At 71.3% G+C, this 24,102-nt stretch carries 25 protein-coding genes and 1 tRNA gene; 18 read left to right on the top strand and 8 right to left on the bottom strand.

Going from position 1 to position 24,102, the window contains the following annotated elements; translation table 11 throughout:
• Positions 1-24: 24 nt before the first annotated feature.
• Positions 25-498 carry a DUF2721 domain-containing protein gene (locus AC3AOF_RS26255; protein WP_236988074.1) on the bottom strand — a complete coding sequence of 158 codons (474 nt, stop codon included), beginning with the start codon at positions 496-498 and terminating at the stop codon, positions 25-27.
• 123 nt (positions 499-621) lie between these two features.
• Positions 622-1,410: a VOC family protein gene (locus AC3AOF_RS26250; protein WP_488346925.1), complete on the bottom strand. Its 789-nt coding sequence runs from the start codon at positions 1,408-1,410 to the stop codon at positions 622-624.
• Positions 1,411-1,566: 156 nt separating this feature from the next.
• Here AC3AOF_RS26250 and AC3AOF_RS26245 point away from each other — a divergent pair, with 156 nt between their 5' ends.
• Complete coding sequence (locus AC3AOF_RS26245) at positions 1,567-2,022, top strand: cupredoxin domain-containing protein (RefSeq protein WP_236988076.1); 456 nt, start codon at positions 1,567-1,569, stop codon at positions 2,020-2,022.
• Positions 2,023-2,258: 236 nt separating this feature from the next.
• On the opposite strand, the gene AC3AOF_RS26240 is transcribed toward AC3AOF_RS26245, so the two are convergent.
• The 3 genes from AC3AOF_RS26240 to AC3AOF_RS26230 all read right to left on the bottom strand — a co-directional run bounded on the left by AC3AOF_RS26240 (position 2,259) and on the right by AC3AOF_RS26230 (position 5,271).
• A complete protein-coding gene (locus tag AC3AOF_RS26240; protein ID WP_488346924.1) occupies positions 2,259-3,449 on the bottom strand; it encodes an ABC transporter permease in 1,191 nt (396 codons plus the stop codon).
• A 28-nt stretch (positions 3,450-3,477) separates the two neighbouring features.
• A complete protein-coding gene (locus tag AC3AOF_RS26235) occupies positions 3,478-4,032 on the bottom strand; it encodes a DUF4112 domain-containing protein (RefSeq protein ID WP_488346923.1) in 555 nt (184 codons plus the stop codon).
• An 81-nt stretch (positions 4,033-4,113) separates the two neighbouring features.
• Positions 4,114-5,271: an aminotransferase gene (locus AC3AOF_RS26230; protein ID WP_488346922.1), complete on the bottom strand. Its 1,158-nt coding sequence runs from the start codon at positions 5,269-5,271 to the stop codon at positions 4,114-4,116.
• Between the two features lie 227 nt (positions 5,272-5,498).
• Here AC3AOF_RS26230 and AC3AOF_RS26225 point away from each other — a divergent pair, with 227 nt between their 5' ends.
• From AC3AOF_RS26225 to AC3AOF_RS26190, 8 genes are all read left to right on the top strand, one after another.
• Positions 5,499-6,104: a hypothetical protein gene (locus AC3AOF_RS26225; protein WP_236988079.1), complete on the top strand. Its 606-nt coding sequence runs from the start codon at positions 5,499-5,501 to the stop codon at positions 6,102-6,104.
• Positions 6,105-6,219: 115 nt separating this feature from the next.
• Positions 6,220-7,131: a LysR family transcriptional regulator gene (locus AC3AOF_RS26220; RefSeq protein ID WP_488346921.1), complete on the top strand. Its 912-nt coding sequence runs from the start codon at positions 6,220-6,222 to the stop codon at positions 7,129-7,131.
• A gap of 125 nt (positions 7,132-7,256) precedes the next feature.
• Positions 7,257-8,783, top strand: a complete 1,527-nt coding sequence (locus AC3AOF_RS26215; protein ID WP_488346920.1) for an ABC transporter substrate-binding protein — start codon at positions 7,257-7,259, stop codon at positions 8,781-8,783.
• Between the two features lie 343 nt (positions 8,784-9,126).
• A complete protein-coding gene (locus tag AC3AOF_RS26210) occupies positions 9,127-10,071 on the top strand; it encodes an ABC transporter permease (RefSeq protein WP_488346919.1) in 945 nt (314 codons plus the stop codon).
• Positions 10,068-10,916 carry an ABC transporter permease gene (locus AC3AOF_RS26205; protein ID WP_488346918.1) on the top strand — a complete coding sequence of 283 codons (849 nt, stop codon included), beginning with the start codon at positions 10,068-10,070 and terminating at the stop codon, positions 10,914-10,916. The genes AC3AOF_RS26210 and AC3AOF_RS26205 overlap by 4 nt, the downstream gene beginning before the upstream one ends.
• Before the next feature lie 13 nt (positions 10,917-10,929).
• A complete protein-coding gene (locus AC3AOF_RS26200) occupies positions 10,930-11,754 on the top strand; it encodes an ATP-binding cassette domain-containing protein (RefSeq protein ID WP_488346917.1) in 825 nt (274 codons plus the stop codon).
• Complete coding sequence (locus tag AC3AOF_RS26195; protein ID WP_488346916.1) at positions 11,751-12,566, top strand: ATP-binding cassette domain-containing protein; 816 nt, start codon at positions 11,751-11,753, stop codon at positions 12,564-12,566. The genes AC3AOF_RS26200 and AC3AOF_RS26195 overlap by 4 nt, the downstream gene beginning before the upstream one ends.
• A 346-nt stretch (positions 12,567-12,912) precedes the next feature.
• Positions 12,913-14,154: an NAD(P)/FAD-dependent oxidoreductase gene (locus AC3AOF_RS26190; protein ID WP_488346915.1), complete on the top strand. Its 1,242-nt coding sequence runs from the start codon at positions 12,913-12,915 to the stop codon at positions 14,152-14,154.
• Positions 14,155-14,173: 19 nt separating this feature from the next.
• On the opposite strand, the gene AC3AOF_RS26185 is transcribed toward AC3AOF_RS26190, so the two are convergent.
• Positions 14,174-14,848, bottom strand: coding sequence for a GntR family transcriptional regulator (locus tag AC3AOF_RS26185; protein ID WP_488346914.1), 675 nt, complete (start codon positions 14,846-14,848; stop codon positions 14,174-14,176).
• A 136-nt stretch (positions 14,849-14,984) separates the two neighbouring features.
• Here AC3AOF_RS26185 and AC3AOF_RS26180 point away from each other — a divergent pair, with 136 nt between their 5' ends.
• The 4 genes from AC3AOF_RS26180 to AC3AOF_RS26165 all read left to right on the top strand — a co-directional run bounded on the left by AC3AOF_RS26180 (position 14,985) and on the right by AC3AOF_RS26165 (position 19,526).
• Positions 14,985-16,412 carry an FAD-binding oxidoreductase gene (locus AC3AOF_RS26180; RefSeq protein WP_236988087.1) on the top strand — a complete coding sequence of 476 codons (1,428 nt, stop codon included), beginning with the start codon at positions 14,985-14,987 and terminating at the stop codon, positions 16,410-16,412.
• A 72-nt stretch (positions 16,413-16,484) separates the two neighbouring features.
• Entirely contained in the window at positions 16,485-17,171 is a 687-nt protein-coding gene (locus tag AC3AOF_RS26175) for an SDR family NAD(P)-dependent oxidoreductase (RefSeq protein WP_488349059.1), read from the top strand.
• Positions 17,172-17,316: 145 nt separating this feature from the next.
• Complete coding sequence (locus tag AC3AOF_RS26170) at positions 17,317-18,657, top strand: MFS transporter (protein ID WP_488346913.1); 1,341 nt, start codon at positions 17,317-17,319, stop codon at positions 18,655-18,657.
• Entirely contained in the window at positions 18,654-19,526 is an 873-nt protein-coding gene (locus AC3AOF_RS26165) for an isocitrate lyase/PEP mutase family protein (RefSeq protein WP_488346912.1), read from the top strand. Before AC3AOF_RS26170 ends, AC3AOF_RS26165 begins: the two co-directional genes overlap by 4 nt.
• Before the next feature lie 203 nt (positions 19,527-19,729).
• On the opposite strand, the gene AC3AOF_RS26160 is transcribed toward AC3AOF_RS26165, so the two are convergent.
• A tRNA-Ser gene (locus tag AC3AOF_RS26160) sits at positions 19,730-19,821 on the bottom strand.
• Between the two features lie 128 nt (positions 19,822-19,949).
• On the opposite strand from AC3AOF_RS26160, the gene AC3AOF_RS26155 reads away from it, so the two are divergent.
• The 5 genes from AC3AOF_RS26155 to AC3AOF_RS26135 are packed head-to-tail and all read left to right on the top strand — an operon-like array spanning position 19,950 to position 22,989.
• A complete protein-coding gene (locus AC3AOF_RS26155; RefSeq protein WP_488346911.1) occupies positions 19,950-20,849 on the top strand; it encodes a polysaccharide deacetylase family protein in 900 nt (299 codons plus the stop codon).
• Between the two features lie 18 nt (positions 20,850-20,867).
• Complete coding sequence (locus AC3AOF_RS26150; protein ID WP_236988121.1) at positions 20,868-21,161, top strand: hypothetical protein; 294 nt, start codon at positions 20,868-20,870, stop codon at positions 21,159-21,161.
• A complete protein-coding gene (locus tag AC3AOF_RS26145) occupies positions 21,158-22,183 on the top strand; it encodes a CobW family GTP-binding protein (RefSeq protein WP_488346910.1) in 1,026 nt (341 codons plus the stop codon). Before AC3AOF_RS26150 ends, AC3AOF_RS26145 begins: the two co-directional genes overlap by 4 nt.
• Before the next feature lie 50 nt (positions 22,184-22,233).
• Positions 22,234-22,533 (top strand): hypothetical protein, encoded by a 300-nt coding sequence (locus tag AC3AOF_RS26140; protein WP_236988123.1) that lies wholly within the window; start codon positions 22,234-22,236, stop codon positions 22,531-22,533.
• Between the two features lie 45 nt (positions 22,534-22,578).
• Positions 22,579-22,989: a thiol-disulfide oxidoreductase DCC family protein gene (locus AC3AOF_RS26135; RefSeq protein ID WP_236988124.1), complete on the top strand. Its 411-nt coding sequence runs from the start codon at positions 22,579-22,581 to the stop codon at positions 22,987-22,989.
• Positions 22,990-23,082: 93 nt separating this feature from the next.
• Here AC3AOF_RS26135 and AC3AOF_RS26130 read toward each other — a convergent pair whose 3' ends face one another.
• Positions 23,083-24,060: an alpha/beta hydrolase gene (locus tag AC3AOF_RS26130; protein ID WP_488346909.1), complete on the bottom strand. Its 978-nt coding sequence runs from the start codon at positions 24,058-24,060 to the stop codon at positions 23,083-23,085.
• Positions 24,061-24,102 lie beyond the last annotated feature (42 nt).

Raw genomic sequence — 24,102 nt, 5'->3', positions numbered from 1 at the left:
CTCGCCCGCGCCGGTTCCGCGCTGTCAGCGCACGCGCTCTTCCTCCTCGTCCTCCTGCTGCTGCTTGGCGACCTCGGTGCGCACGGTGCGGCTCGCCAGCATCATCTCGACCGCGAAGGCGGCGAGCGAGGCGAGCGTGCAGACGATCGCGGCGCCGAACAGGGAGAACAGCACGCTCGCCACCGCGGCGTCCCGCAGGGTGCCGACGAACAAGGTCAGCACCGCGCCGCAGATCGCGACGCCGCCGAGCGCCGCGATCACCACCGCCACGTCGAGGGCGAGGCTGCGCCGGCGCAGGTCCCGGAGCCGGGCCTGGTCGCCGGGTCGCTCGCTCGCCCGGTCGGAGAGTTTTTCCACCTGATCGGCGACGCGGGCGTGGCGGGTCGAGAAGACGTTGAGCAGCGTCGCGATGCCGGAGAGCAGGAAGACCGGCGTCAGGGCGACCTGGATGATGTGGGCGGTCGAATCGACCTGGGATGGATCGGTGGTGGGGATCATGCGGGATCGGGGGAGGGGGGAGGGGGCGGATCCGCCCCGTGTGAAACCGGGCTCGGCGGTCCCGGCGGGGTGTCGCGGCTCATCCGATATAGGGTGCCGCAGCGGAACGGCAGTGCGGCGGGATCAGCCCGCCGCGATCGCGAGCTGCGCCCCGTGGGTGAGTCGCAGGTCGAGATCGCCCCCATCCCGGTCGGCCCGGAATACCGCCGCCACCGGGCCCTCGCCCCGCGCCGCCAGGGCCTCGGATAACGCGCCGCCGGTCCCCGTCGGGCTCGCCAGCGTGACCGTGGTGGCGGGCCCGAGCGGCAGGGTGACGGCGCGGGCCGGCCCGCCGAGGATCTCCGCCTCGACGATCGGCGCGCCGGCCCCGGTGCCGAGGAGGGCAGCGTAGCGGGCGCGGGACGCCGCGACGTCGCGGACCGCCACCGTGAGCGAGCGGATTCCGGTGACGCCGTTGGCGTGGCGGCGCACGTCGCCCTCCTGCACGCGCAAGCCCCTGGGCGTGACGTCGCCGCACAGGAACGGCACGTCCGAGCCCGGCGCCCGGGCGGTCTTCCAGTCGAGGCGGGCGCCGTCCGGCCGGAAGCGGCCGCCGGGCACCGGGTCCTCGATGTCGAGCCCGCGCTCTTGCGCGGCCGCAACGTCGGCCTCGATGTCGCCGGGGAGCAGCGCGTGATCGAGAAAGCCCTCGCCGGCCCGGTGATAGACGTCGGACCAGCGATTGCCGGGCTCCGGCTTGCGGAACGCGATCAGCTCGAGATAGGCGCCGTCCTCCAGCACCACCAGCACGTTGTGGGTGATCCCGTTCTGGTGCTCGCCGCCGCGGATCACCGTGAAGCCGAGGCTCGCGTAATCCGCAAACGCCGCGTCGAGATCGGCGACGGCGATGACGAGATGGTCGAGGGTGAGCATGGGCGATCCTCTTCGGGCGGGTCCCCGGGTCGAGCACAGCTATAGGCGCCCTGCGGGCCGGCGGCGACCTCGGGCATCGGGTCGCGCGAGGAAACATCGGGCGCAACCTGACGTTCTGGCCTCGACCTCGATCCACGCTCACGAGAGGAACCCCCGATGCCGATTCCCGCCCGTACTGCTGCGGCCGCCGCCTTGCTCACCGTCGCCCTGTCGGGCGGGGCGCGCGCCGCCAACGACCTGCCGCCGCCGAAGACCGACGCGATGCCGCCGGTCGAGGTGACGATCACCGCCGAGAACGGCGTACCCACATGCGCCCCGGCCGAGCTGCGCCTGCCCGCCCAGACCAATGTCGACCTGCACGTGACCAACCAGTCGACCCTGCAGGTGTCGCTCACCGCGCCGCAGATCTTCCAGAACAAGAACGTGCTCCACCACGACGGCGACGTGGTCCACGTGGCGAGCAACGACGCCTATCTGGTCAAGGCCAACGGCAAGGGCGCGATCCGCCTGCGCACCATCGCGCCGGGCGAGTACACCTATGGCTGCACGGCGACGACGAAGCAGGATCAGCCGTTCACCGGCAAGCTGACGCTGGTCGATCCGGCGAAGTGAGGGGCGGGGAGGACGGCATTCTCTCGCCGGGCCTGCCATCCTCCGCGTCATCCCGGGGCCGCGCAGCGGAGCCCGGGATCCAGAACCGCTGATGGTCCAGAACAAGACGGGCAGCGTTCCGCTCTATCCTGTCTCAACCGAGTGTCTGGATTCCGGGCTCCGCTGCGCGGCCCCGGAATGACGCGGAGGGTATCAGATTCCGTCGCGGAGAGATTGCGTCCATTCGCCAACGACCCTCACCGAAACGTCTTCCTCGGGTCGAACGCATCCCGCACCGCCTCGCCTGCGAAGATCAGCAGGCTCAGCGTCACGGCGATCACCGCAAAGCCCGTCAGCCCGAGCCAGGGCGCCTGGAGGTTGGCCTTGCCCTGGGCCAGCATCTCGCCGAGCGAGGGCGAGCCCGGGGGCAGGCCGAAGCCGAGGAAGTCGAGGGAGGTGAGCGTGGTGATCGAGCCGTTCAGCACGAAGGGCAGGAAGGTCAGCGTCGCCACCATGGCGTTGGGCAGGAGGTGGCGGAACATGATGCGGGCGTTGGAGAGCCCGAGCGCGCGGGCCGCCCGCACGTATTCGAAGTTGCGCGCCCGCAGGAACTCCGCCCGCACCACCCCGACCAGCGACACCCACGAGAACAGCAGCAGGATTCCGAGCAGCACGAAGAAGCTCGGCGTGATGATCGACGAGATGATGATGAGCAGGTAGAGCGACGGGATCGCGGTCCAGATCTCGATGACGCGCTGGAACACCAGATCGACCCAGCCGCCGAAATAGCCCTGCACCGCGCCGGCCAAGACCCCGATCACCGAGGAGACCAGCGCCAGGGTGAGCCCGAACAGCACCGAGAGGCGGAAGCCGTAGATCAGCCGGGCGACGACGTCGCGGCCCTGGTCGTCGGTGCCGAGCCAGTTCCACTCGATGTCGCGACAGGTCGCGCCGCCGGTCTTCTCGGCCACCGCCTTGCACTGGGCGTCGGTGAGCATCCAGGTCGGCGGTGCCGGGGCCGGGACCGGCAGGTCGAGGTTGTGGGTGTCGTAGGAGAAGCGGATCGGCGGCCAGATCGCCCAGCCATGTGCGGCGATCTCCTTGGCGTTCACCGGGTCGCGATAATCGGTGCGGGCGAGGAAGCCGCCGAACTTCTCCTCGGGGTAATCGACCACGATCGGAAAAAGAATCTCGCCCTTGTAGGAGGCGACGATCGGCCGGTCGTTGGCGATGAACTCGGCAAAGAGGCTGGTGACGAACATCAGGCAGAACAGCACGAACGACCAGGTGCCGCGCCGGTTCGCCTTGAAGTTCGCGAGCCGCCGCCGGTTGAGCGGCGACAGCCGTCCGGTGCCGGTGGGTCCCGGCAGCGGCAGGCTGACCGGGCCCGCCGCCGGGGAGGTGACGGGGATCGCGTCGAGTTCGGGCACGGGAGGACGCTGGTTCATGCGGCGTCCCCCGGCCGGGCGGTCACGGTCAGTCGAGGCGCGTGGCCGTCACGTCGATCACGCTGGGCTTCAGCCCGCCGCTGCGCTCCAGATGCTGGCGCAGCAACTGCACGTTGCGGCGGTTGGCCTTGAAGGCGGCGTCGAACAGGTCGCCGATCAGCGGCACCGCCCCGACCACGCCGTCGATCGCCACGTTCGCCGCCATGCGGGCGATCAGCCAGCGCGGCGCGCCGAGGCGACGCGCCTCCCAGACGATGTAGGACGAGATCATCGTGGTGATCGCGTCGCCGATCACCGGGATCAGGCCGACGATCGCGTCGAGGCCGATGCGCCGGTTGCCCGGCAGCAGGATCGCCGTGTCGAGGATGTGGGCCAGCAGCTCCAGCCGCGCCATGACCTGCTCGGGCGTCGAGCCTTCCAGGGCCTTGCCGGCCTTGGCCCGCAGGCCGAACGGGTCGTCCTGCGGGAAGCGCCCGTTCGTGGGGCCGCCCGACTGGAACTCGGCTCCGGTGCCGAAGGAACCTGTGCCGAAGGAGCCCGCCCCGAAGGGCGGAACGCGGCCGGCCGTCTGCGAAGAGGTCATCCCGGGGCTCCGGAGCGGGTGCGTGGTGCTCATGAGCCGGGATGTGGCCCCGGCGCCCCCGTTCAACAAGGAGGCCCCGCATCAGGCCGCGCGTCCCGGTGCGAGGCCGCGCAGGCGTTCGAGCGCGCGGTCGAGGGTGTCGTCGTGCTTGGCGAAGCAGAACCGCACGATGGTGCGCACCGGCCGGTGGGCGTAGAAGGCGCTGACGGGGATCGCCGCGACGCCGTGTCGCCGCACCAGCCGCTCGCAGAAGGCGACGTCGTCGCTCTCGCCGAGCGGCGCGATGTCGAGGTTGAGGAAGTAAGTGCCGGCGGACGGCAGCACGCTGAAGCCGAGATCCGTCAGGCCGCCGGCGAACCGGTCCCGGGCCCGGGCGAAGTCCGCGCGCATGCCCTCGAAATAGGCGTCGTCCTTGGAAAGCCCGTAGGCCACCGCCGCCTGGAGATTCGGCGGCGTGGTGAAGGTGAGGAACTGGTGCGCCTTGGCGAGCCCCCGCATCAGCCCGGGCGCGGCCATCACGAAGCCGACCTTCCAGCCGGTCAGCGAAAAGATCTTGCCCGCCGAGCCGATCTTCACCGTGCGCTCGCGCATGCCCGGAAACGCCATCAGCGGTCGATGGCGCCGCCCGTCGAACACCACGTGCTCCCAGACCTCGTCGCAGAGGGCGATCGTGTCGTGGCGCTGGCAGAAGCCGGCAAGCAATTCCAGGTCCTCGTCCGGAAAGACCGTGGCCGCGGGGTTGAGCGGGTTGTTGAGGAGCACGACCTTCGTGCGCGGCGAGAAGGCGGCCGCCAGCGCACCTTCCGTCAGCCGGAAATGCGGCGGCGTCAGGGTGACGAAGCGCGGCACGCCGCCGGCCCGGCGCACCAGCGGCAGGTAGGCGTCGTACATCGGCTCGAACAGCACCACCTCGTCGCCGGGCTCGATCAAGGCCATCAGGGCGCCGGCCAGGGCCTCGGTGGCGCCGGAGGTCACCATCACCTCGGTGTCGGGATCGAGGTCGAGCCCCTGCCAGCGGGCATAGTGCTGGGCGATCCCCCGGCGCAGCTCGGGCTGCCCCATCATCGGCGGGTACTGGTTCCAGCCCTCCACCACCGCCTCGGCGGCCTTGGCGCGCACATCCGCCGGGCCCGGATCGTCCGGAAACCCCTGGCCGAGATTCACGGCGCCGGTCTCGCGGGCGAGCGCCGACATCACCTCGAACACGGTGGTCGGCAGGTCGGCGAAGATGGGATTCATGCAGGGACGGGCTTGCGTTCGAGGATGGACATGGCCTCGCTACCATGCCGGGGGGCCGGACGGAACCGAGCCGGCCGGGCGGCCGCGTCGCGGTCCGACGCATGCCGGCCGGTCGGTCTGCCCGGGCCGGCGGACGATCCGGATCGCATCGCGCACGGAGGACGTCGGCCGCACTTGCCCGAGATGGCGGCGAGAGGGTAGGGCAGTCCGGAACAGACGAGCCGACCATGGACGATCGCATCGACATCGACTTGTCGGCGGCGCAGGCGCTTGCCGAAAACCTCAGAAACACGCTCGTGGCGCTGCGCGGGCGCTACGACCTCGAACGCTACGAATATACCAGGACGATCAGGATCGTTCCGACCGGGCAGGCCTACAGCCATCCGGTCCTGACGCTGAACACGAGCGTCCGCGGCGAGAACCCGATCCTCTGCACCTATCTGCACGAGCAGATGCACTGGTACCTGACATGGTACTCGCACGCGAACACGCCCGGTTGGCAGGAGATCTGGCGTGGCCTCCGGCAGACCTACCCATCGATGCCGGTCGGATTCCCGCAAGGAGCGCAGGACGAGCACTCCTCCTATCTCCACCTCATCGTGAACTACCTGGAAATCGCGGCGGCCGGTGACCTGCTCGGCCCGGACGTCGCCCGCGACATTGCCGCCAAGACCTTCTTCTATCGCGGCATCTACGAGGCCGTGCTCCGCGATTGGGACGCGCTGACGGTCCTGTATCGGAGCCACGGCCTGATTCCGATCCGCTCGGCGGGCGGGATGTCGGAACGGGACCTGCAACTGGCGGCCCTCATGGACGAGGCGCCCGTCGGTTGACGCCGGCCCGGCCCGGCCTCGCTCGCCCCGGGAGCATGGACGCCGCCCCCGCCGCGCCGTACTCCCGTCCTGCGGGCCGCACTGACGACCTGCGACCGCCTGGATGGTGCGAGACGTGCAGCTGCGGGCCCTGATCTACTTCAACGAACTCGCCCGGCACGGGTCGATGCGGCGGGCGGCGGAAAAGCTCGGCATCGCGCCCACCGCGATCAGCCGGCAGATCGAGAATCTCGAATACCATTTCGGCGCGCCGCTGGTGGAGCGCGACCCGACCGGGATCCGGCTCACCGCCGCCGGCGAGCTGCTCGCCGCCCGCTCGGCCCGCTCCTTGCGCGAGCTCGACCACGTCCGCACCCTGATCGACGACCTCAAGGGTCTGCGGGCCGGGCGGGTGACGGTCTATGCCAGTGGGGCGGCGGCCTCGGGCCTGCTGGTGCCGGCGCTCGCGGAGTTCTCCGCGACCTACCCGGACGTGCGCTTCGAGGTCGTGGTCGCGAGCGTCGGGCGCAGCATGCAGGCCCTCGCCGACGGGGAGGCGGATCTTGCCGTCACCCTGTTCACGCCGCCGCAGACCGAGACCTTCGTGCGCGTCCGCGTGCCGGTCGACCATGCCGCCGTCATGGCGCCCGACCATCCGCTGGCCGACCGCCTGCAGGTCGGCCCGCGCGACCTCCTGGCCCATCCGGTGGCGGTGCCGGACGCCGCCTTCGGGGTGCGCCAGGCGCTCGACGCGCAGATGCGCGAGGCGGGCCTGTCCGCCCTCGATCCGGTCTTCACCACCAGCGCCCTCGAGGTGCAGCTGGAACTGGCCCGACGCGGCCGGGCCGTGCTGGTCCTGCCGCCCTTCAGCGTGCGGCGCGACGCGGCGGCCGGGACATTGGTGGCGCGGCCGTTCCGGGAGCTGCGCATCCGCACCCATCTCGACCTGTCGCACCTGCGCGACCGGCCGCTCTCCTTCGCCGCCGCCAAGCTGGTGGGGGTTCTGGAGCATCACATGCCGGATTTCTGTGCAGGGGCCGAGGTGTAGCGGTTTCGGCTACGGGGTGCGCACCAGATCGCTGTTGCGGCCACACCAAAAATCCTGATCTCCTAGCGGCAGCATCGAGCCGCACGACATAAGACGGCCGGGTCAACGCCAAACCGAGGGGTTCCATGGTCCTGTTCACGCGCTCCTCAGTCTCCCGTCGGTTGGCCGGCAGCCTCGTGGCAGGCGCCTTCCTGGCGGCCCTCGCCCTGCCGGGCTTCGCCCAGGCCGCGCCGCGCACCGACCTCGTGCTCGGCATGCCGGTGGAGCCCCCGGGCCTCGACCCGACCAGCGCCGCCCCGACGGTGATCGGCCAGGTCGTGTGGCAGAACGTGTTCCAGGGCCTGACCCGGATCGACCGCGACGGCAAGGTGCAGCCGCAGCTCGCCAAGAGCTGGACGATCTCGCCCGACGGCCTGACCTACACCTTTGCACTCCAGCAAGGCGTCAAGTTCCACAACGGCGAGGCGTTCGACGCCAACACGGCGAAATTCGCCCTCGACGCGATCCGGGCGCCGGGCTCGGTCAACCCGCAGAAGGCGCTCTACGCGGTCATCGGCGAGGTGACGGCGCCCGATCCGCAGACCCTGGTCCTCACCCTGTCGAGATCCTCCGGCAACCTGCTGTTCTGGCTCGGCCAGCCGGCGGCGGTGATGGTGGAACCGAAATCGCGCGACGGGCTGAAGAGCAATCCGGTCGGCACCGGGCCGTTCCGCTTCGCCGCCTGGCGCAAGGGCGACCGGGTCGAGCTGACGCGCAGCCCCGATTACTGGGACAAGGCCCGCCCGGTCCATCTCGACAAGGTGACGTTCCGCTTCATCGGCGATCCCCAGGCCGCCGCGGCGGCGCTCCGGGCCGGCGACGTCGACGCCTATCCGCTGCTGCCGGCGCCGGAACTCTACGGGGCGTTCCAGAAGGACAAGGCCTTCACCGCCGAGCCGGGCCTGACCGAGATGAAGGTCGTGGCCGGCATGAACAACGCCGAGAAGCCCTTCAGCGACAAGCGCGTGCGCCAGGCGCTGATGATGGCGGTGGACCGCAAGCTCCTGATCGAGGGGGCCTATTCGGGTTACGGCGCTCCGATCGGCAGCCACTACACGCCCAACGACCCGGGCTACAAGGACCTGACGGGGGTCTACCCCTACGACCCCAAGAAGGCGAAGGCGCTGCTGGCCGAGGCCGGCTACGCCAAGGGCCTGACCTTCAGCTTCAAGTCACCGCAGATGGCCTACGCCACCCGCACGGCGGAAATCCTCCAGGCGATGTTTGCCGAGGTCGGGGTCACGATGAACATCGTCCCGACCGAGTTTCCGGCGAAATGGGTGCAGGAGGTGATGCGCGACCGCAAGTTCGACATGACGGTCATCGCGCATGCCGAGCCGATGGACATCGCGATCTACGCCAACGACCCCTATTACTTCGGCTACAAGAACCCGGCCTTCAACGACGTGGTGGCGAAGGCCGCCGCCTCCACCGACGAGGCGACCCGGCTGAAGCTGTACGGCGAGGCACAAGAGATCCTCGCCGAGGACGTGCCGGCCCTGTTCCTGTTCGTGCTGCCGAAGCTCAGCGTGTGGCGGGCCAAGCTCACGGGCTTCTGGAAGAACGAGCCGGTTCCGTCGAACGACCTGACCGAGGTGCGCTGGACGGAGTAGGGCAGGCCTCTGTCAGACGTGATTCACGCGGGCGGCAAGGCTGTCCCGAGACGAGAAAGGGCGCAGGCTTTTCCCTCCCCCTCTGCGGGGGAGGGTGGCCTGCCGAGCAGGCCGGGAGAGGGGACGCCGCTTCCGGAAAAGCCGGAACCGGTCTGACGGGCGCTCTCTCGATCAGCGTCGCGCTGCCCCTCTCCCGCCCCAGTGCGAGTGCTTCGCACTCGCCGTGGGGCACCCTCCCCCGCAGAGGGGGGAGGGGACAACCTGCGCCTCATGCATCAAGGGCGGTTACTCTCGCCCCTCAGTCCGATCACCGCAAAGCGCTCCCAATGCTTGAGTTCACCCCATGCTGAGGTACCTTCTCCGCCGCGCCGCCGGCTTCGCCGCCACCTTCCTGCTGATCTCCATCCTGGTGTTCTGCATGATGGAGATCGTGCCGGGGGATCCGGCCTCGGCGATGCTCGGCACCTCGGCGACGCCCGAGACGCTGGCGGCCCTGCGTGCCCAGATGGGGCTCGATGCCCCGGCGGTCCTACGCTACCTGCGCTGGCTCGGCGGGCTCGTCACCGGCGACATGGGGGTGTCCTACACCTACGGCGTGCCGGTGGGCGGGCTGATCCTTGAGCGGCTGGCGGTGACGCTGCCCCTCACCGGGCTCGCGGTGCTGCTCGCCGTCGGCATCGCCCTGCCGCTCGGGGTCACCGCGGCGGCCCGTCCCGGCGGCGTGGCGGATGGCGCCGCCACCCTCTATGCGCAGGCCGGCATCGCTGTGCCGAATTTCTGGATCGGGCTCCTGCTCATCATGGTGGTGGCGCTCGGCCTCGGCTGGCTGCCGGCCGGGGGTTTTCCGGGCTGGGGCGTGCCCGGCGCAGGCCTGCGCGCCCTGCTGCTGCCGGCGCTCGCCCTCGCCATCCCGCAATCGGCCGTGCTGACCCGGGTGACCCGGGCCTCCGTGGTCGAGGTGATGAACGAGGATTTCGTCCGCACCGCCCGGGCCAAGGGCGCCTCGGTGTCCCGCGCCCTGTGGCGACACGCGGTCCCGAACGCGCTGGTGCCGGTCATCACCATGCTGGGCCTTCAGATCTCGTTCCTGATCGGCGGCGCGGTGCTGGTCGAGAACGTGTTCACCCTGCCCGGCATGGGCCGGCTCGCCTGGCAGGCCCTGGCTCAGCGCGACCTGATCGTGATCCAGAACGTCGTGATGGTCTTCGCCACCATCGTCATCGTGGTCAATCTCGGGGTCGACCTGCTCTACACCATCGTCGATCCCCGCCTGAGGAGGCGCGCATGACGGCCCTGGCCGTGAGGCTCCGCCGCGGCTGGCGTCCCGGCAGCCGTGCACTCCTCGTCGGCGGCATCCTGACCGCCTGCCTCGTCGGGATCGCGCTCCTGTCCCTGGTCTGGACCCCCGAGGACCCGGCCCGGATGCACATCCTCCGGAAGCTGAAAGGGCCCCTGGTCTCGGGGCTGCTCGGCACCGACCATCTCGGGCGCGATGTCGCCTCGATGCTGATGCGCGGCGCCTTCAACTCGCTCACCACCGCGTTTGCGGCGGTGGCGGTCGGGGCGGTACTCGGCACGCTGGCCGGGGTCGCGGCGGCGGCGAACCACACGCTCGACGCGGTCCTGATGCGGATCTGCGACGCGCTCTTCGCCCTGCCGCCGATCCTGTCGGCGATCATGCTCGGCGCGCTGCTCGGCCCCGGCGCGCTCACCGCCATCGTCGCCATCGGGGTGTTCATGATCCCGGTCTTCGCCCGGGTGACCCGCGGCGCGGCGATGCAGATCTGGGCGCGCGAGTACATCATGGCCGCCCGGATGGCCGGCAAGGGCACGGCGCGGATCACCCTCGAGCACGTCCTGCCGAACATCTCGGCCCAGGTCATCGTCCAGGTCACGATCCAGCTCGCCATGGCGATCCTGACCGAGGCGGGCCTGAGCTTCCTCGGGCTCGGCCTGCCGCCGCCGGCCCCGACCTGGGGGCGGATGCTGGCCGAGTCGCAGACCTACCTGCTCCAGGCGCCGCATCTCGCGCTCGCCCCCGGCCTCGCCATCGCGGCAGCCGTGCTCGGCCTCAACCTCCTGGGCGACGGGCTCGCCGCCCGCCTCGATCCGCGCCGCCGGCAAGCCTCCTGATGCAAGTCTCCTGATGCTCGCGATCCGCAACCTCTCCATCGCCTTTCCGGGTCGTGACGGCCCGGTCCGGGTCGTCGACGACGTCTCGGTCGCGGTCGCCCGCGGCGAAAGCCTCGGCATCGTCGGCGAATCGGGCTCCGGCAAGTCGATGCTGTCGCTCGCCACCATCGGGCTCCTGCCGAAGAGCGCCCGCACCTCCGGCGAGATCCTGCTCGATGGCAAGAACATTCTCGCCATGGGTGAGAAGGACCTGTGCTCCCTGCGCGGACGGCGCATCGGCATGATCTTCCAGGAGCCGATGACGGCGCTCAACCCCGCCATGACGGCGGGCCAGCAGATCGCCGAAGGAATCCGCCTGCACCGCGGCACCGGCCGCACCGAGGCGCGGGCCGAGTCCTTACGCCTCCTCGACCGGGTGCGGATCCCCGATCCCGCGCGTCGTATCGACAGCTACCCGCACGAGATGTCCGGTGGCCAGCGCCAGCGCGTCGGCATCGCGATCGCCCTGGCGTTGAAGCCCGATCTCCTGATCGCCGACGAGCCGACCACGGCGCTGGACGTGACGGTGCAGAAGGAGATCCTGGACATCCTCGACGAGCTGGTGGCCGATCTCGGCCTGTCCCTGATCCTGATCAGCCACGACCTCGGGGTGATCGCCCGCAGCACCGACCGGACCCTGGTGATGTGCCGCGGCCGCGCGGTGGAGGAGGGGCCGACCGAGGCTGTCCTGCGCCACCCGAGCGCGCAATACACGAGCGACCTGATCGCGGCCCTGCCGCGCCGGGCCCGGGCGGGGCTCGCCGCGGAATCCCCGCTCGCCGCGGGAGGCGCCCAATGACCGGCCCGCTTCTGTCGATCGAGAACCTGACCCGCGACTATGCCCTCCGGGGCAAGGGCGGCACCACGCGGACCTTGCGGGCGGTCGACGGCGTCAGCCTCGCCGTCGCGCCCGGCAGCATCGTCGCGGTGGTCGGCGAATCCGGCTGCGGCAAGTCCACGCTCGCCCGCATCGTCATGGCCCTCGACCGGCCGACCGGCGGCACCGTGCGGCTCGGCGGCGACGACCTGTTCGCCCTGTCGCCGAAGGCGCTGGCGCGCAAGCGCCGCGACTTCCAGATGGTCTTCCAGGACCCCTACGGTTCGCTCAACCCCCGTCATTCGGTCGGCCGCATCGTCGCCGAGCCGCTGCACCTCATCGACGACGCCCCTCGGGGCCGCGACCGGGCCGCCCTGGTCGCCCGGGCGCTCGAGGATGTCGGGCTGCCGGCACAAGCCGCCGAGCGCTATCCGCACGAATTCTCCGGCGGCCAGCGCCAGCGCATCGCCATCGCCCGGGCGCTGATCACCAACCCCAAGCTCGTCGTCGCCGACGAGGCGGTCTCGGCCCTCGACCTGTCGATCCAGGCCCAGATCCTGCGCCTGATCCTGTCGTTGCGCGACCGGCACGGCCTGACCGTCCTATTCATCACCCACAATATCGGCGTCGTCGACGAGATCGCCGACCGGGTCGGGGTGATGCAGGCCGGGCGCCTCGTCGAGACCGGGCCGGTGCGGGATGTGCTCGACCATCCCCGCGAGGACTATACCCGCACGTTGCTCGCCGCGGAGCCGACCCTCGCGGTGCTGGGGCAGCGCAAGCGGAGGGCCTGACGGGACGGTTCCCGCTGCGTCATGTGACGGGCGCATGGCCGCCCCCTCATCCACCCGCTTGCTCGCCGCGACGCCGTATGTGAAAACGATTTCATGCACCGCGGCGATGGCGTCGCGGCGGTGTTGCCCTTCTTGGGCGTTTCCTCCCTAGACTTCGGGCCGCCTCGCAAGGGCGGCCTTTTTTCTGCGCGATGACCGCTCTGCGGATCGGCGTGAGGAGGAGCCGGGAGCCCGGCTTTCCGTTGCACCCGGGCGGATCCCGCGTATCGTGGCTGCACCCTGTCCGGCCGCGACGGGCCCATGGATCCTCCCAAAGAACCCTCCGACGATCCCGAGGCAGTGAGCTTTGCGCAGCGCGATCGTTCTGGGCGCCGGCATGGCTGGCATCGGCACCGCCCTCCACCTGCAGCAGCGCGGCTGGTCGGTCGCCCTCGTCGATCGGGGCGAGCCGGGGCGGGAGACGAGCTACGGCAATGCCGGCATCATCCAGAGCGAGGCGGTCGAGCCCTACGCCATGCCCCGCGACCGGGCGAGCTTGTGGGCGATCGCCACCGGGCGCAGCAACGACGTCCATTACGAGTTGCGCCATCTTCCCCGCCATCTCGGGCCGCTCCTGCACTACTGGTGGCATTCGTCCCCCCGCCGCCACGCGGCGGCCTCGTGCGCCTACGCGACGCTGATCGCAAAGGCCGCCCCCGAGCACGCGGCGCTGATCGAGGCGGCGGGCGCCGCGGACCTCGTCCGCGCGACCGGCTTTCGCATCCTCCATCGCGGGCAGCGGGCGATGGACGCGGCGATCGTGGAGGCCGAGCGGCTGGGGGGGCGCCACGGCCTGCGCGTACGGGTGCTCTCGCCGACCGATCTCGCCGCGGCCGAGCCGGCGCTGAAGCAGACGGGCGCGGGCGCGATCCACTGGGAGGATCCGTGGTCGGTCCGGGATCCCGGTGCGCTCGTCTCGGCCTATGCCGCCCTGTTCGCCCGACGGGGCGGGTCGCTGCTGCGGGGCGAGGCGGACAGCCTCGCGCCGACCGCGCGGGGCTGGAGCGTCCGGACATCGGACGGGGCGGTCGAGGCGGAGGCCGCCGTGGTGGCGCTCGGCCCCTGGTCGCCGGTCGTCCTGCGCCGGTTCGGCTACCGGATCGCCATGGTGGAGAAGCGCGGCTACCACCGGCACTGGCGTGCCGCCCGGACGCTGGACGTGCCGCTGCTCGATGCCGAGAACGGCTACGTCATGGCCCCGATGGCGGCGGGCCTGCGCATCACCACCGGTGCCGAGCTGGCCTCCTCCGAGGCCGCGGCCAGCCCGGTCCAGCTCGCCCGCGCCGAGGCCGCGGCGCGCGACCTCGTCGATCTCGGGTCCCCGCGCGAGAACGCGCCCTGGTCCGGCATCCGCCCCTGCATGCCCGACATGCTGCCGGTCGTCGGGCCGGCGCCGCGCCATGCGGGCTTGTGGTTCCAGTTCGGGCACGGCCACCAGGGCTTCACCCTCGGGCCGGCGAGCGGCCGCCTCCTGGCCGAGGCGATGTCGGGCGAGACCCCGTTCGTACCGGACGCTCCGTTCGGCCCGGCCCGCCTCGCGGCGGCCTAAGGTTGATTCTACCTGATCTCTACTTGGACAAGGCCCGGATCGCCTCGCGGTAGACCGTGGCGGCACGCAGGATATGCCGGGCCAGGATCTCCAGCAGCCCATCCGCCTCGCCCGCCTCGAAATGCCCGATCATCGCCGCATGCTCGGAGAACGAGGTCTCCTGCTCGTGGCTGCGCGGCACCGAGAGCTGGGCGCGCAAAGCCGCCACCTGCCAGGCGATCGATTCGTAGGCCTTGGCGAGGTAGCCGTTGCCGCATTCCTTGAAGAAGCTGGCGTGGAACGCCGTATCGGCGCGGGCATAGGCGCGGGCATCGCCGGATCGCCTCGCCTCGAGCATCGCCGCGTGGGCCGTCCGCAAGCCGGCGAGTGCCGCCGCGGGCGCGCCAGCGAGGCTGAGGCGGACGGCCTCGCTCTCGAGCATCAGCCGGAAGCCTGCGAGCTGGTCGACGTCGTCGGGGGAGGGGTCGAACACGAACGTGCCCTTCTTCGGCACGATCACCACCAGACCCTGGGCCTGGAGGCGGGTCAGGGCCTCGCGCATCGGCGTCCGGCTCACCCCCATGGCGAGGCCGACCCCGTCCTCCGGCAGGGCCTGGCCGAAGGCGAGTTCGGCATTCACGATGGCGTCGCGGATCCGCTCCTCGACGGCGGCGGAGAGCGATTTCGGGACCGCGAGGTCGAGCTGGATCGGCATGGCACCTTATCGCACGGCCGCGCCTGCTCCGCGACTCGATCGTACTCTGTATCCAAGGTACAAGGTACTTGATCGGTGCCGGTGACTGCTGCATGAATCGCGGGCGAGAGCCGGACAGGCCGGGGAGGGGACGATCATGGAAGGAAGCATCGCGGCCCGCCCGCTCCGGGCCGGCCTGCCGGACGCGCTGGTCCGCACCCTGGCGGACCTGCTCGGCGAGCGCTTCACCCGCAGCCTGGCCGAGCGCGAGCATCACGGGCGCGGCGAATCCTACCACCCGACCGAGCCGCCCGACGCGGTCTGCTACGCCGTCTCGACGCAGGAGGTCGCGGACATCGTGCGCGCCTGCGCCGCCCACCGGGTTCCGGTGATCCCGTTCGGCGGCGGCACCTCGCTGGAGGGGCACGTCGCGGCGCTCCAGGGCGGCGTCTGCCTCGATCTGAGCCGCATGACCCGCATCGTCGCGGTGCGGTCCGACGATCTCGACGCGACCGTGGAGGCCGGCGTCACGCGCCACCAGCTCAACGCGCATTTGCGCGATACCGGCCTGTTCTTCCCCGTCGATCCGGGCGGCGAGAGCACGCTCGGCGGCATGGCGGCGACCCGGGCCTCCGGCACCAACGCGGTGCGCTACGGCACGATGAAGGACAACGTCGTGTCGCTCACCGCCGTGATGGCGGACGGCACGGTGATCCGCACCGGCTCGCGGGCGCGCAAGTCCTCGGCCGGTTACGACCTGACCCGGCTTCTCGTCGGCTCGGAGGGCACGCTCGGCATCGTCACCGAGCTGACGGTGCGGCTCCACGGCATCCCGGAGGCGGTCGCGGCCTCCGTCTGCGCCTTTCCGAGCGTCGAGGCGGCGGTCGCCACGGTGGTCGAGATCGTCCAGTGCGGCGTGCCGATCGCCCGGGTCGAGCTCCTCGATCCCGTCACCATCGCGGCGGTGAACCGCCATTCCGGCACGGCCCTGCCCGAGGCCCCGACCCTGTTCATGGAGTTCCACGGCACGCCGGCCGGCACTGCCGAGCAGATGGCCGTGGTGGGGGCGCTGGCCGAGGGCAACGGCGCGCTCGGCTTCGAGACGGCGGCCGATGCCGAGGCGAGGGCGCGTCTCTGGCGCGCGCGCCACGACGTCCACTACGCGGTCCAGGCCTTGCGCCCGAACGGTCGCGTCTGGAGCACCGACGTCTGCGTACCGATTGCCAGCCTGCCGCGCTGCCTCGCCGAGACCCGGGCCGACATCGCCGGCGCCTCGTTCCCGATCACCACGGTCGGCCATGTCGGCGACGGCAACTTCCACCTCGGCCTGATCGTCGATCCGTCGAGCGAGGCGGAGCTGGCGGAGGCCGCTGGGATCAACGACCGGCTGGTGCGACGCGCCATCGCGCTCGACGGCACCTGCACCGGCGAGCACGGCATCGGCTCGGGCAAGGTCAAGTTCATGGACCTCGAGCACGGGGCGGCGATCGGGGTGATGCGGGCGATCAAGCAGGCGCTCGACCCCCTCGGCATCCTCAACCCCGGCAAGGTGCTGCCGGCCCCCGACAGGAGCGACGCGCGATGAGCGCCCGGCAAGCGATGCCTCAGGCCTCCATGACCGGACGCGGTCGTCCTCGTCACCGGCGGCGCCTCCGGCATCGGCCGCGCCATCGTCGACGCGGTCGTCGCCGCCGGCGGCCGGGCGATCGTCTGGGACGTGGACGCGGCCGGCCTCTCGACCTGCGCCGGCGCGCACGGCGCTCGCGTGACCCTCGCGCGGGTCGACGTCGCCGATGCCGGCGCGGTCGCGGCCGCGATGGCCGATTTGACCCCGGACTGGGCGCCGACCCACCTCGTCAACAATGCCGGCATCATCGGCCGCCGGATGCGGCTCTCCGAGATGGACCCGGCGGAGATCGACCGGGTGCTCGCCGTCAACCTCAAGAGCGTGCTCTACGGCACCCGGGCCTTCCTGGAGCGGCGCCGGCCGCATCCGGGCGCGGCCATCGTCAACCTGTCGTCGATCGCCGCCCGCACCGGCGGCATGCCGGGCAACGCGCTCTACGCCACCACCAAGGGCGCCGTCGCCTCGCTGACGATCGCCGCCGCCAAGGAACTGGCCCCGGAGGTGCGGGTCAACGCCCTGGCGCCCGGGGTCATCGACACGCCGATCCAGGACGACGTGTTCGGCGGCGACCGCGGCCGGGTGGCGGAGATCGCCCGCGCGATCCCGCTGCAGCGGCCCGGCACCGCGGCGGAGGTGGCCGAGGCCGCCCTCTGGCTGCTCTCGCCGGCCGCGGCCTACGTCACCGGCACGGTGCTCGACATCGCCGGCGGGCGCTGACGCGCCGGCCGGCACCGACGCATCGCCCGTCGAAACGGTCACCGGCCCGGCGAAGGCCACGATGCGACGGTCGGGAAACGCGCGGACCTGCGCCCTGCGGGTCCGCTCGGAACGGTCTCACGACAACAAACGAAGGGGAACGCTCATGACATCCGCCACCGCCTCACCGCCCTCGGAGACCGACGCCGCCGTCGCCACCGCCCGGCGCCGCCTGGTGCCGTTCCTGGTGCTGATGTACCTGCTCGCCTATCTCGACCGCGCCAACGTGGCCTATGCCAAGCAGGCGCTCCAGCTCTCGACCGGGATCACGGAGGCGGCCTTCGCTTTCGCGGCCGGTATCTTCTTCGTCGGCTACGCGGTGTTCGAACTGCCCAGCAACCTGATCCTGCACCGGGTCGGCGCGCGGGTCTGGCTGTCGCGCATCATGGTGACCTGGGGGTTGCTCGCCGCCGCGATGGCCCTCGTGCAGGGCGACACCTCGTTCGCGGTCCTGCGGGTGCTGCTCGGCATCGCCGAGGCGGGCTTCTTCCCGGGCGTGCTGCTCTACCTGACCTACTGGTTTCCGGCGAAGGAACGGGCCCAGATCCTCGGCCTGTTCTACCTGAGCCAGCCGCTCTGCTTCATCCTCGGCGGGCCGATCTCAGGGCTCCTCCTCGACATGCACGGCGCCTTCGGCCTGCACGGCTGGCAGCTGATGTTCGTCGTCGAGGGCCTGGCCGCCTCGCTCGTCGGCGTGTGGGCGTACGTCTACCTCACCGACCGCCCGCGCGACGCCGCCTGGATGCCCGTCCGTCAGCAGGCCGCGCTGGAGGCGGCGCTCGCCACCGAGAACGCCGCCAAGTCGGCCCACGGCGCGGTGAAGCTCGGCGCGATCTTCCGCAACCCGCTGCTGGCGCATTTCGCGCTCACCTATTTCTCGATCGCGATCTGCGGCTACGGCATCGCCTTCTACCTGCCGGCGCAGGTGAGCGCGCTCCTCGGCACCAAGATCGGCCTCACCGTGACGCTCGTCACCAGCATCCCGTGGCTCTGCGCCTTCGCGGTCAGCGCGTTCTGGCCCGGCCTCGCCCAGCGCACCGGCCGGCGGCGGCTGTTCGCGGTGGCGTCGCTCCTCGGCGCCGGCCTCGGCATGATCGCGTCCGGCTACCTCCCGCCCCTCGTCGCCGTGATGGCGCTCTGCGTCTCCGTCGCCGGGCTGATCAGCGCCCAGCCGATCTTCTGGACCTTCCCGATGGGCTATTTCGGCGGCGCCGCGGCGGCCGGCGGCATCGCGATCATCAACGCCATCGGCAATCTCGGCGGCTTCGTGGCGCCGAACCTCAAGGTCGCCGCGGAAGGCTGGGCCGGCACGAGCCTCGCCGGGCTGTGGGTGATCGGCGGCGGCGCGCTCCTCGCCGCGCTCCTCGTGGCGCTGATCCCGGCCCGGGCGGAGCTCAAGGAGGAGGCCCGCTCCGGCGCGGTCGCCTCGAAGGGAGCGCTGGCATGACGGCGCGCGTGAGCCCCGCCGCCCGGCTGCGCGCCGGGATGGCGGAGGGCATCGTCATGGCGCCCGGCGCGGCCGACGCGCTGACGGCCCGCCTCGTCGAGCGGGCCGGCTTCCCGGCGGTCTACATGACAGGGTTCGGGGCCACGGCATCCCGGCTCGGCCTGCCCGATCTCGGCCTGATGTCGCAGACCGAGATGACCGAGCAGGCCCGGATCATGACCCGGGCGGTGACGATCCCGGTCGTCGCCGATGCCGATACCGGCTATGGCGGGCCGGCCAACATCCACCGTACGGTGCGCGAATACGTCCAGGCCGGGGTCGCGGCGATCCACCTCGAGGACCAGGTGGCGCCGAAGCGTTGCGGCCAGCTCGCCGGGATCCGCCTCGTCGATGCCGAGGAGAATGCCCGGCGTCTCGCCTGCGCCCTCGAGGCGCGGGGCGACGACGACCTCCTGGTCATCGGCCGCACCGACGCCCTGCCGGCCATCGGCCTCGACGAGGCGGTCCGCCGGGCCGCCCTCTACGCGCGCGCCGGGGTCGACCTCGTCTTCGTCGACGGCGTCAAGCGCATCGCCGAGATCGAGGCGATCGCCCGCGCCGTGCCGGGGCCGAAGGTCGTGTCGATCGTCGACGGCACCGAGGCGGTGGCGCTGACCGCCGCCGATCTCCAGGCGATGGGCTTCGGCCTCGCCTTCTACGCGCTCAGCGCCCTGTTCTCCGCCGTGCGGGCGATGGAGGAGACCCTGGCCGTGCTCAAGCGCGACGGCACGCCCCGCGCGCGGGGCGACGCCATGACGACCTACGGCGATTTCGCCGATCTGGTGGACCTTGCCGGGCATCAGGCCCGGGCGGACCGGTTCGGCGGTTGATCCCGCCGATCCCGCGCGCGGCTCCCACGCCGCGCGCGTCTTTGCGCGTTCGGCCGAGCCGCCATCGAACCGGCCTCGCATGGGCACCGGACAGCTGCAAGACCTGAGGATTTCCGTTGACTCTGCCAGCCGGTATCCACGCCGACGGCCATGACGCCGAACGCGTCAGAAATTGTTTGAAATCAAGATTTTGGAAGAGTGTTTGGCGGAGACGGAGGGATTCGAACCCTCGAAGCCCTTTTAGGGGCTTGCTCATTTAGCAAACGAGTGCCTTCAGCCGCTCGGCCACGTCTCCGGTGGCCAACGCTCTAGGGAATCGGCGGGGCGCGGTCAACCGGTTTTCCGCGAGGCTTGCCCTTCGGAGGCGACTTGACCCCCTGGCGCTGCCGGTTGTCAGATGGCTCCGCAGGCGGGGAGACCGGAATGGCGAAAGAGATCTTCGTGTCCTACGGCGTCGACGTCGACGCGGTGGCGGGCTGGCTCGGATCCTATGGCGGCGAGGACAGCCCCTGCGACATCTCCCGCGGCGTGTTCGCCGGCAAGGTCGGGGCGCCGCGGCTCCTGCGGATGTTCGCCCGCTGGGGCATCCAGACCACCTGGTTCATTCCCGGCCACTCGATCGAGACATTTCCCGAGGAGATGAAGGCCGTGGCGGCGGCCGGCCACGAGATCGGGATGCACGGCTACAGCCACGAGAACCCGATCGCGATGACGCCCGAGCAGGAGGAAGCGATCTTCGACAAATGCGTCGGGCTCATCACCGATCTCGCCGGGAAACCGCCGCGGGGCTACGTCGCGCCCTGGTGGGAGTTCGGGCAGAAGACCAACGAGCTCCTGCAGAAGAAGGGCATCCGCTACGACCACTCGCTGATGCACAACGACCACCACCCCTATTACGTGCGGGTGGATGAGGCCTGGACCAAGATCGATTACGCCCAGCATCCCTCGACCTGGATGCGGCCGTTCGAGCACGGCACCGAGACCCGGCTGATCGAGATCCCGGCCTCCTGGAACCTCGACGACCTGCCGCCGATGATGTTCGTCAAGGCGGCGCCCAACAGCCACGGCTTCGTCAACCCGCGTGACATCGAGCAGATGTGGCGCGACCAGTTCGACTGGGTCTACGCCAATTACGATTACGCCGTCTTCCCGATCACCATCCACCCGGACGTCTCGGGCAAGCCGCACGTGCTCCAGATGCACGAGCGCCTGTTCCAGCATTTCAAGGCCCATGACGGCGTGCGGTTCGTGACGATGGAGACGATCGCCGAGGATTTTTCGACGCGCTTCCCGTTCGAGGGCACGGCGCGGCCGGAATCCTGAGCCCGGTAAGCCAAGGCGATGTGCGGCCTGTGCGGCGCCTTCGGGGCGCCCGATCACTGGAGCGACGGCGTGCGGCGCGGGACCCCGCAGGCCGAGCGCCGGGCCCGGGCGTCGGCCGCCAACCGGGTGCTCGGCCTCTACGGCTTGCGCCTCGCCGCCTGGGCCGACCGCTACACCCTGTCGGGCCGCACCGGGCGGAGCGCGGTGGTCGACCATCTCGGTGCGCTGTGGCCGGCGGCGGAGCGCCTGTCCGGGCGCGCCTGCGATCCCCTCGACCCGGCGGTGATCGCGGCGCTCGAGGAGACGGCGTGACCCCCGTCACCCTGCTCACCGGCTTCCTCGGGGCCGGCAAGACTGCGCTCCTCGCCCGCCTGCTACGCTGGCCGGCGCTCCGCGACACCGCCGTGTTGATCAACGAGTTCGGCGAGGTCGGGCTCGATCACCTGCTGGTCGAGCCGCTGCAGGGCGAGGTCGCGCTGCTGCGCGGCGGCTGCGTCTGCTGCAGCATCCGCGGCGACCTGAAGGCGGCGCTGATCGACCTGCACGACCGCCGCCGGCGCGGGCTGGTGCCGGACTTCCGCCGGGTGGTGATCGAGACCACCGGCCTCGCCGATCCGGGCCCCGCCATCGCCACCCTGGTGGCCGATCCGGTCCTGCGCCACGCCTTTTCGGTCGGGAGCATCGTCACCGTGGTCGATGCGGTGAACGGCGCCCGCACACTCGACACCCACCAGGAGGCCGTGCGGCAGGCGGCCTGCGCCGACCGGCTGGTCCTGTCGAAGACCGATTTGGTGGAGCCCGAATGCGTCGCGTCGCTGCGCATGCGGCTCGCCGCGCTCAATCCCGTCGCGCCGGTCACGGATCTCACCCTGGAGGACGAACCGGAATCCGCCCTTCTCACCGACGATCCGACGGGTGAGGGCAGCGCCCGGCGCTGGCTCTGCGCCGAGGTTCCGGCGGTCCCGCACGGCCCGGTCGGTGCGGTGACGATCGAGAGCGGGCCGGTGGACTGGACCCGGTTCGGGCTCTGGCTCGGCATGCTGCTCAACCGGCACGGCGCGCGGATCCTGCGCCTCAAGGGCCTGGTGGCGGTCGAGGGCGTCGGCACGCCGGTGGTGATCCAGGGCGTGCAGCACCTTGTCCATCCGCCCCGGCACCTGCCCGCCTGGCCCGACGGCATCGCCTGCACCCGCCTCGTGCTAATCGGCCACGACCTCGACGGCGACCTCCTGCGCCGCTCCTACGGCGCCTTCACGGGCGCACCAGTCTTGACCGGCGCATCGACCGTCCCGGGACCACACGCCGCTCCGCTCCCGGCGGCAGCCGATCGTTAACCCTGCGGGTCCTACATCTCCCCCCTGTCCGGCCGACGGGAGGGTGAGGCGTGAACGCACTGGTGCCGAAGGAACTCGCCGCGAAGCTGAGCACCCTGCCGCGCCGCCCCTGCGCGCTCGGCGAGGCCGGGCACGAGCCGCACAAGCCCGTCTTCGCCGAGATCCTCGACCGGTCCGGCCACGGCACCGGCCATTTCGTCCGCCTGCCGCAGAGCATGGTGGAGATGATCACCCGCGAGGCGCGCGGCCCCGAGCCGATGCGCGAGCCGGAGCCCGCCCCCGACCCGGAGCCGGCCGCCAAGCCCCGCCGCAAGCCGGCTGCCAAGCGCGGTGCAGCCAAGGCGGAGTGACGCGCGGGCTTCTCGTGCGTCCGGCCGATCGGCTAGGATCGCCGCATGACGATGTCGGCGTCCCCCGGTCCCATCATCCTGTTCGATGCCGAATGCGTGCTGTGTTCGGCCAATGCCCGGTTCGTCCTCGAGCGCGATCGCGCCGCGACCTTTCGCCTGGCCTCGATGCAGAGCGAGGTCGGCCGATCGCTCTACCGGCGGCACGGCATGGACCCGGACGATCCGGCGAGCCTGCTCGTCGTCGAGGGCGACCGGATGCGCCGAGATAGCGACGCCGTCCTCGCCATCTACGAGGGCCTCGGCTTTCCCTGGAGCCTGGCCCGGATGTTCCGGATCGTCCCGGCCGCCCTGCGCGATCCCGTCTACCGCGCGATCGCGCGCAACCGCTACCGCCTGTTCGGCCGGCGGGACACGTGCTGGATGGCGCCCGAGCGCTTCCGGGACCGGATACTGTGAGGCGAATGGCGGCTCCCGGCGCCGTCACGGACCGCCGATTCCGCCTCTCACCGCGACGGCGCTCGCGTCCGACGCGACAGAGGAGCGAAGCCCCTACCTCCCGCCGCGCCCGCCCTCCGGCCCGCCCAGGCTCCAGCGCTCCAGAAGCGCCTCGGCGACGAAGCTCAGCACCGTCGCCGAGGTCCGCACCAGGCGGCTCATGGTCAGGATGCCGTGGGTCTGGTCGGAGAGGTGGAGCGCCGTGACCGGCACGCCCTCGCGCTCCAGGCGGTGGGCGTAGGCTTTTCCCTCCTCGCAGAGCGGGTCGTGGCCGCAGGTCAGCACCAGGGCGGGCGCCGTACCGGCGAGGCTGGCGGCGCGGGCCGGGGAGGCGCGCCAGTCGGTCCGGTCGCTCGGCTCGGGCGCGTAATGGTCGACGAAGTAGCGCATCGTGCCGGCGGTGAGGGGCTGGCCGTCCGTGATGCGCTCGAAGCCTTCGCTGGTCAGGCCGAGATCGACGGAGGGATAGAGCAGCACCTGCATGGCGACCTTCGGCAGGGTGCCGTCCCGGCCCATCAGGGCCAGCACCGCCGCGAGGTTGCCGCCGGCACTGTCGCCGCCGACCGCGAGACGGTTCGGATCGATTCCCAACCCCTCCGCCCGCTCGGCCACGAAGGCCAGGGCAACGGCAGCATCCTCGACTGCCGCCGGGAAGGGATGCTCGGGGGCGAGCCGGTAATCGACCGAGATGATGCAGGCGCGGGTCAGGTTGGCCAGCCGCCGGCAGATCCAGTCGTGCGACTCGATGTTGCCGAGCACCCAGCCGCCGCCATGCAGGTAGAGGAGGCAGGACAGCGCCTCGCCCGGCACCGTGCCCTCGCCGCGATAGAGCCGCAGCGGTACCGGCCCGGCCGGGGAAGGCGCGGCGAGGTCGCGGATCTCGGCGACCGGGTCCGGCGGCGGTTGCAGGGCCCGGCGCCCGGCCAGGTAGCCGCGCCGTGCCGCCTCGGGCGGCAGCGCCTCGAGGGGCTGCGCGTTGGCGGCGCGCAGCATCGCCAGCAGGGCCTGGACGTCGGGATGGAGGGCGGGCATCGGGCGGCTCGGACGAGGACAAAGGAGCGGAGAGCCTTAGCA

This window comes from Methylobacterium sp. 142-1Y (assembly GCF_057747795.1).
This window is presented reverse-complemented; position numbering and strand designations above follow the sequence as displayed.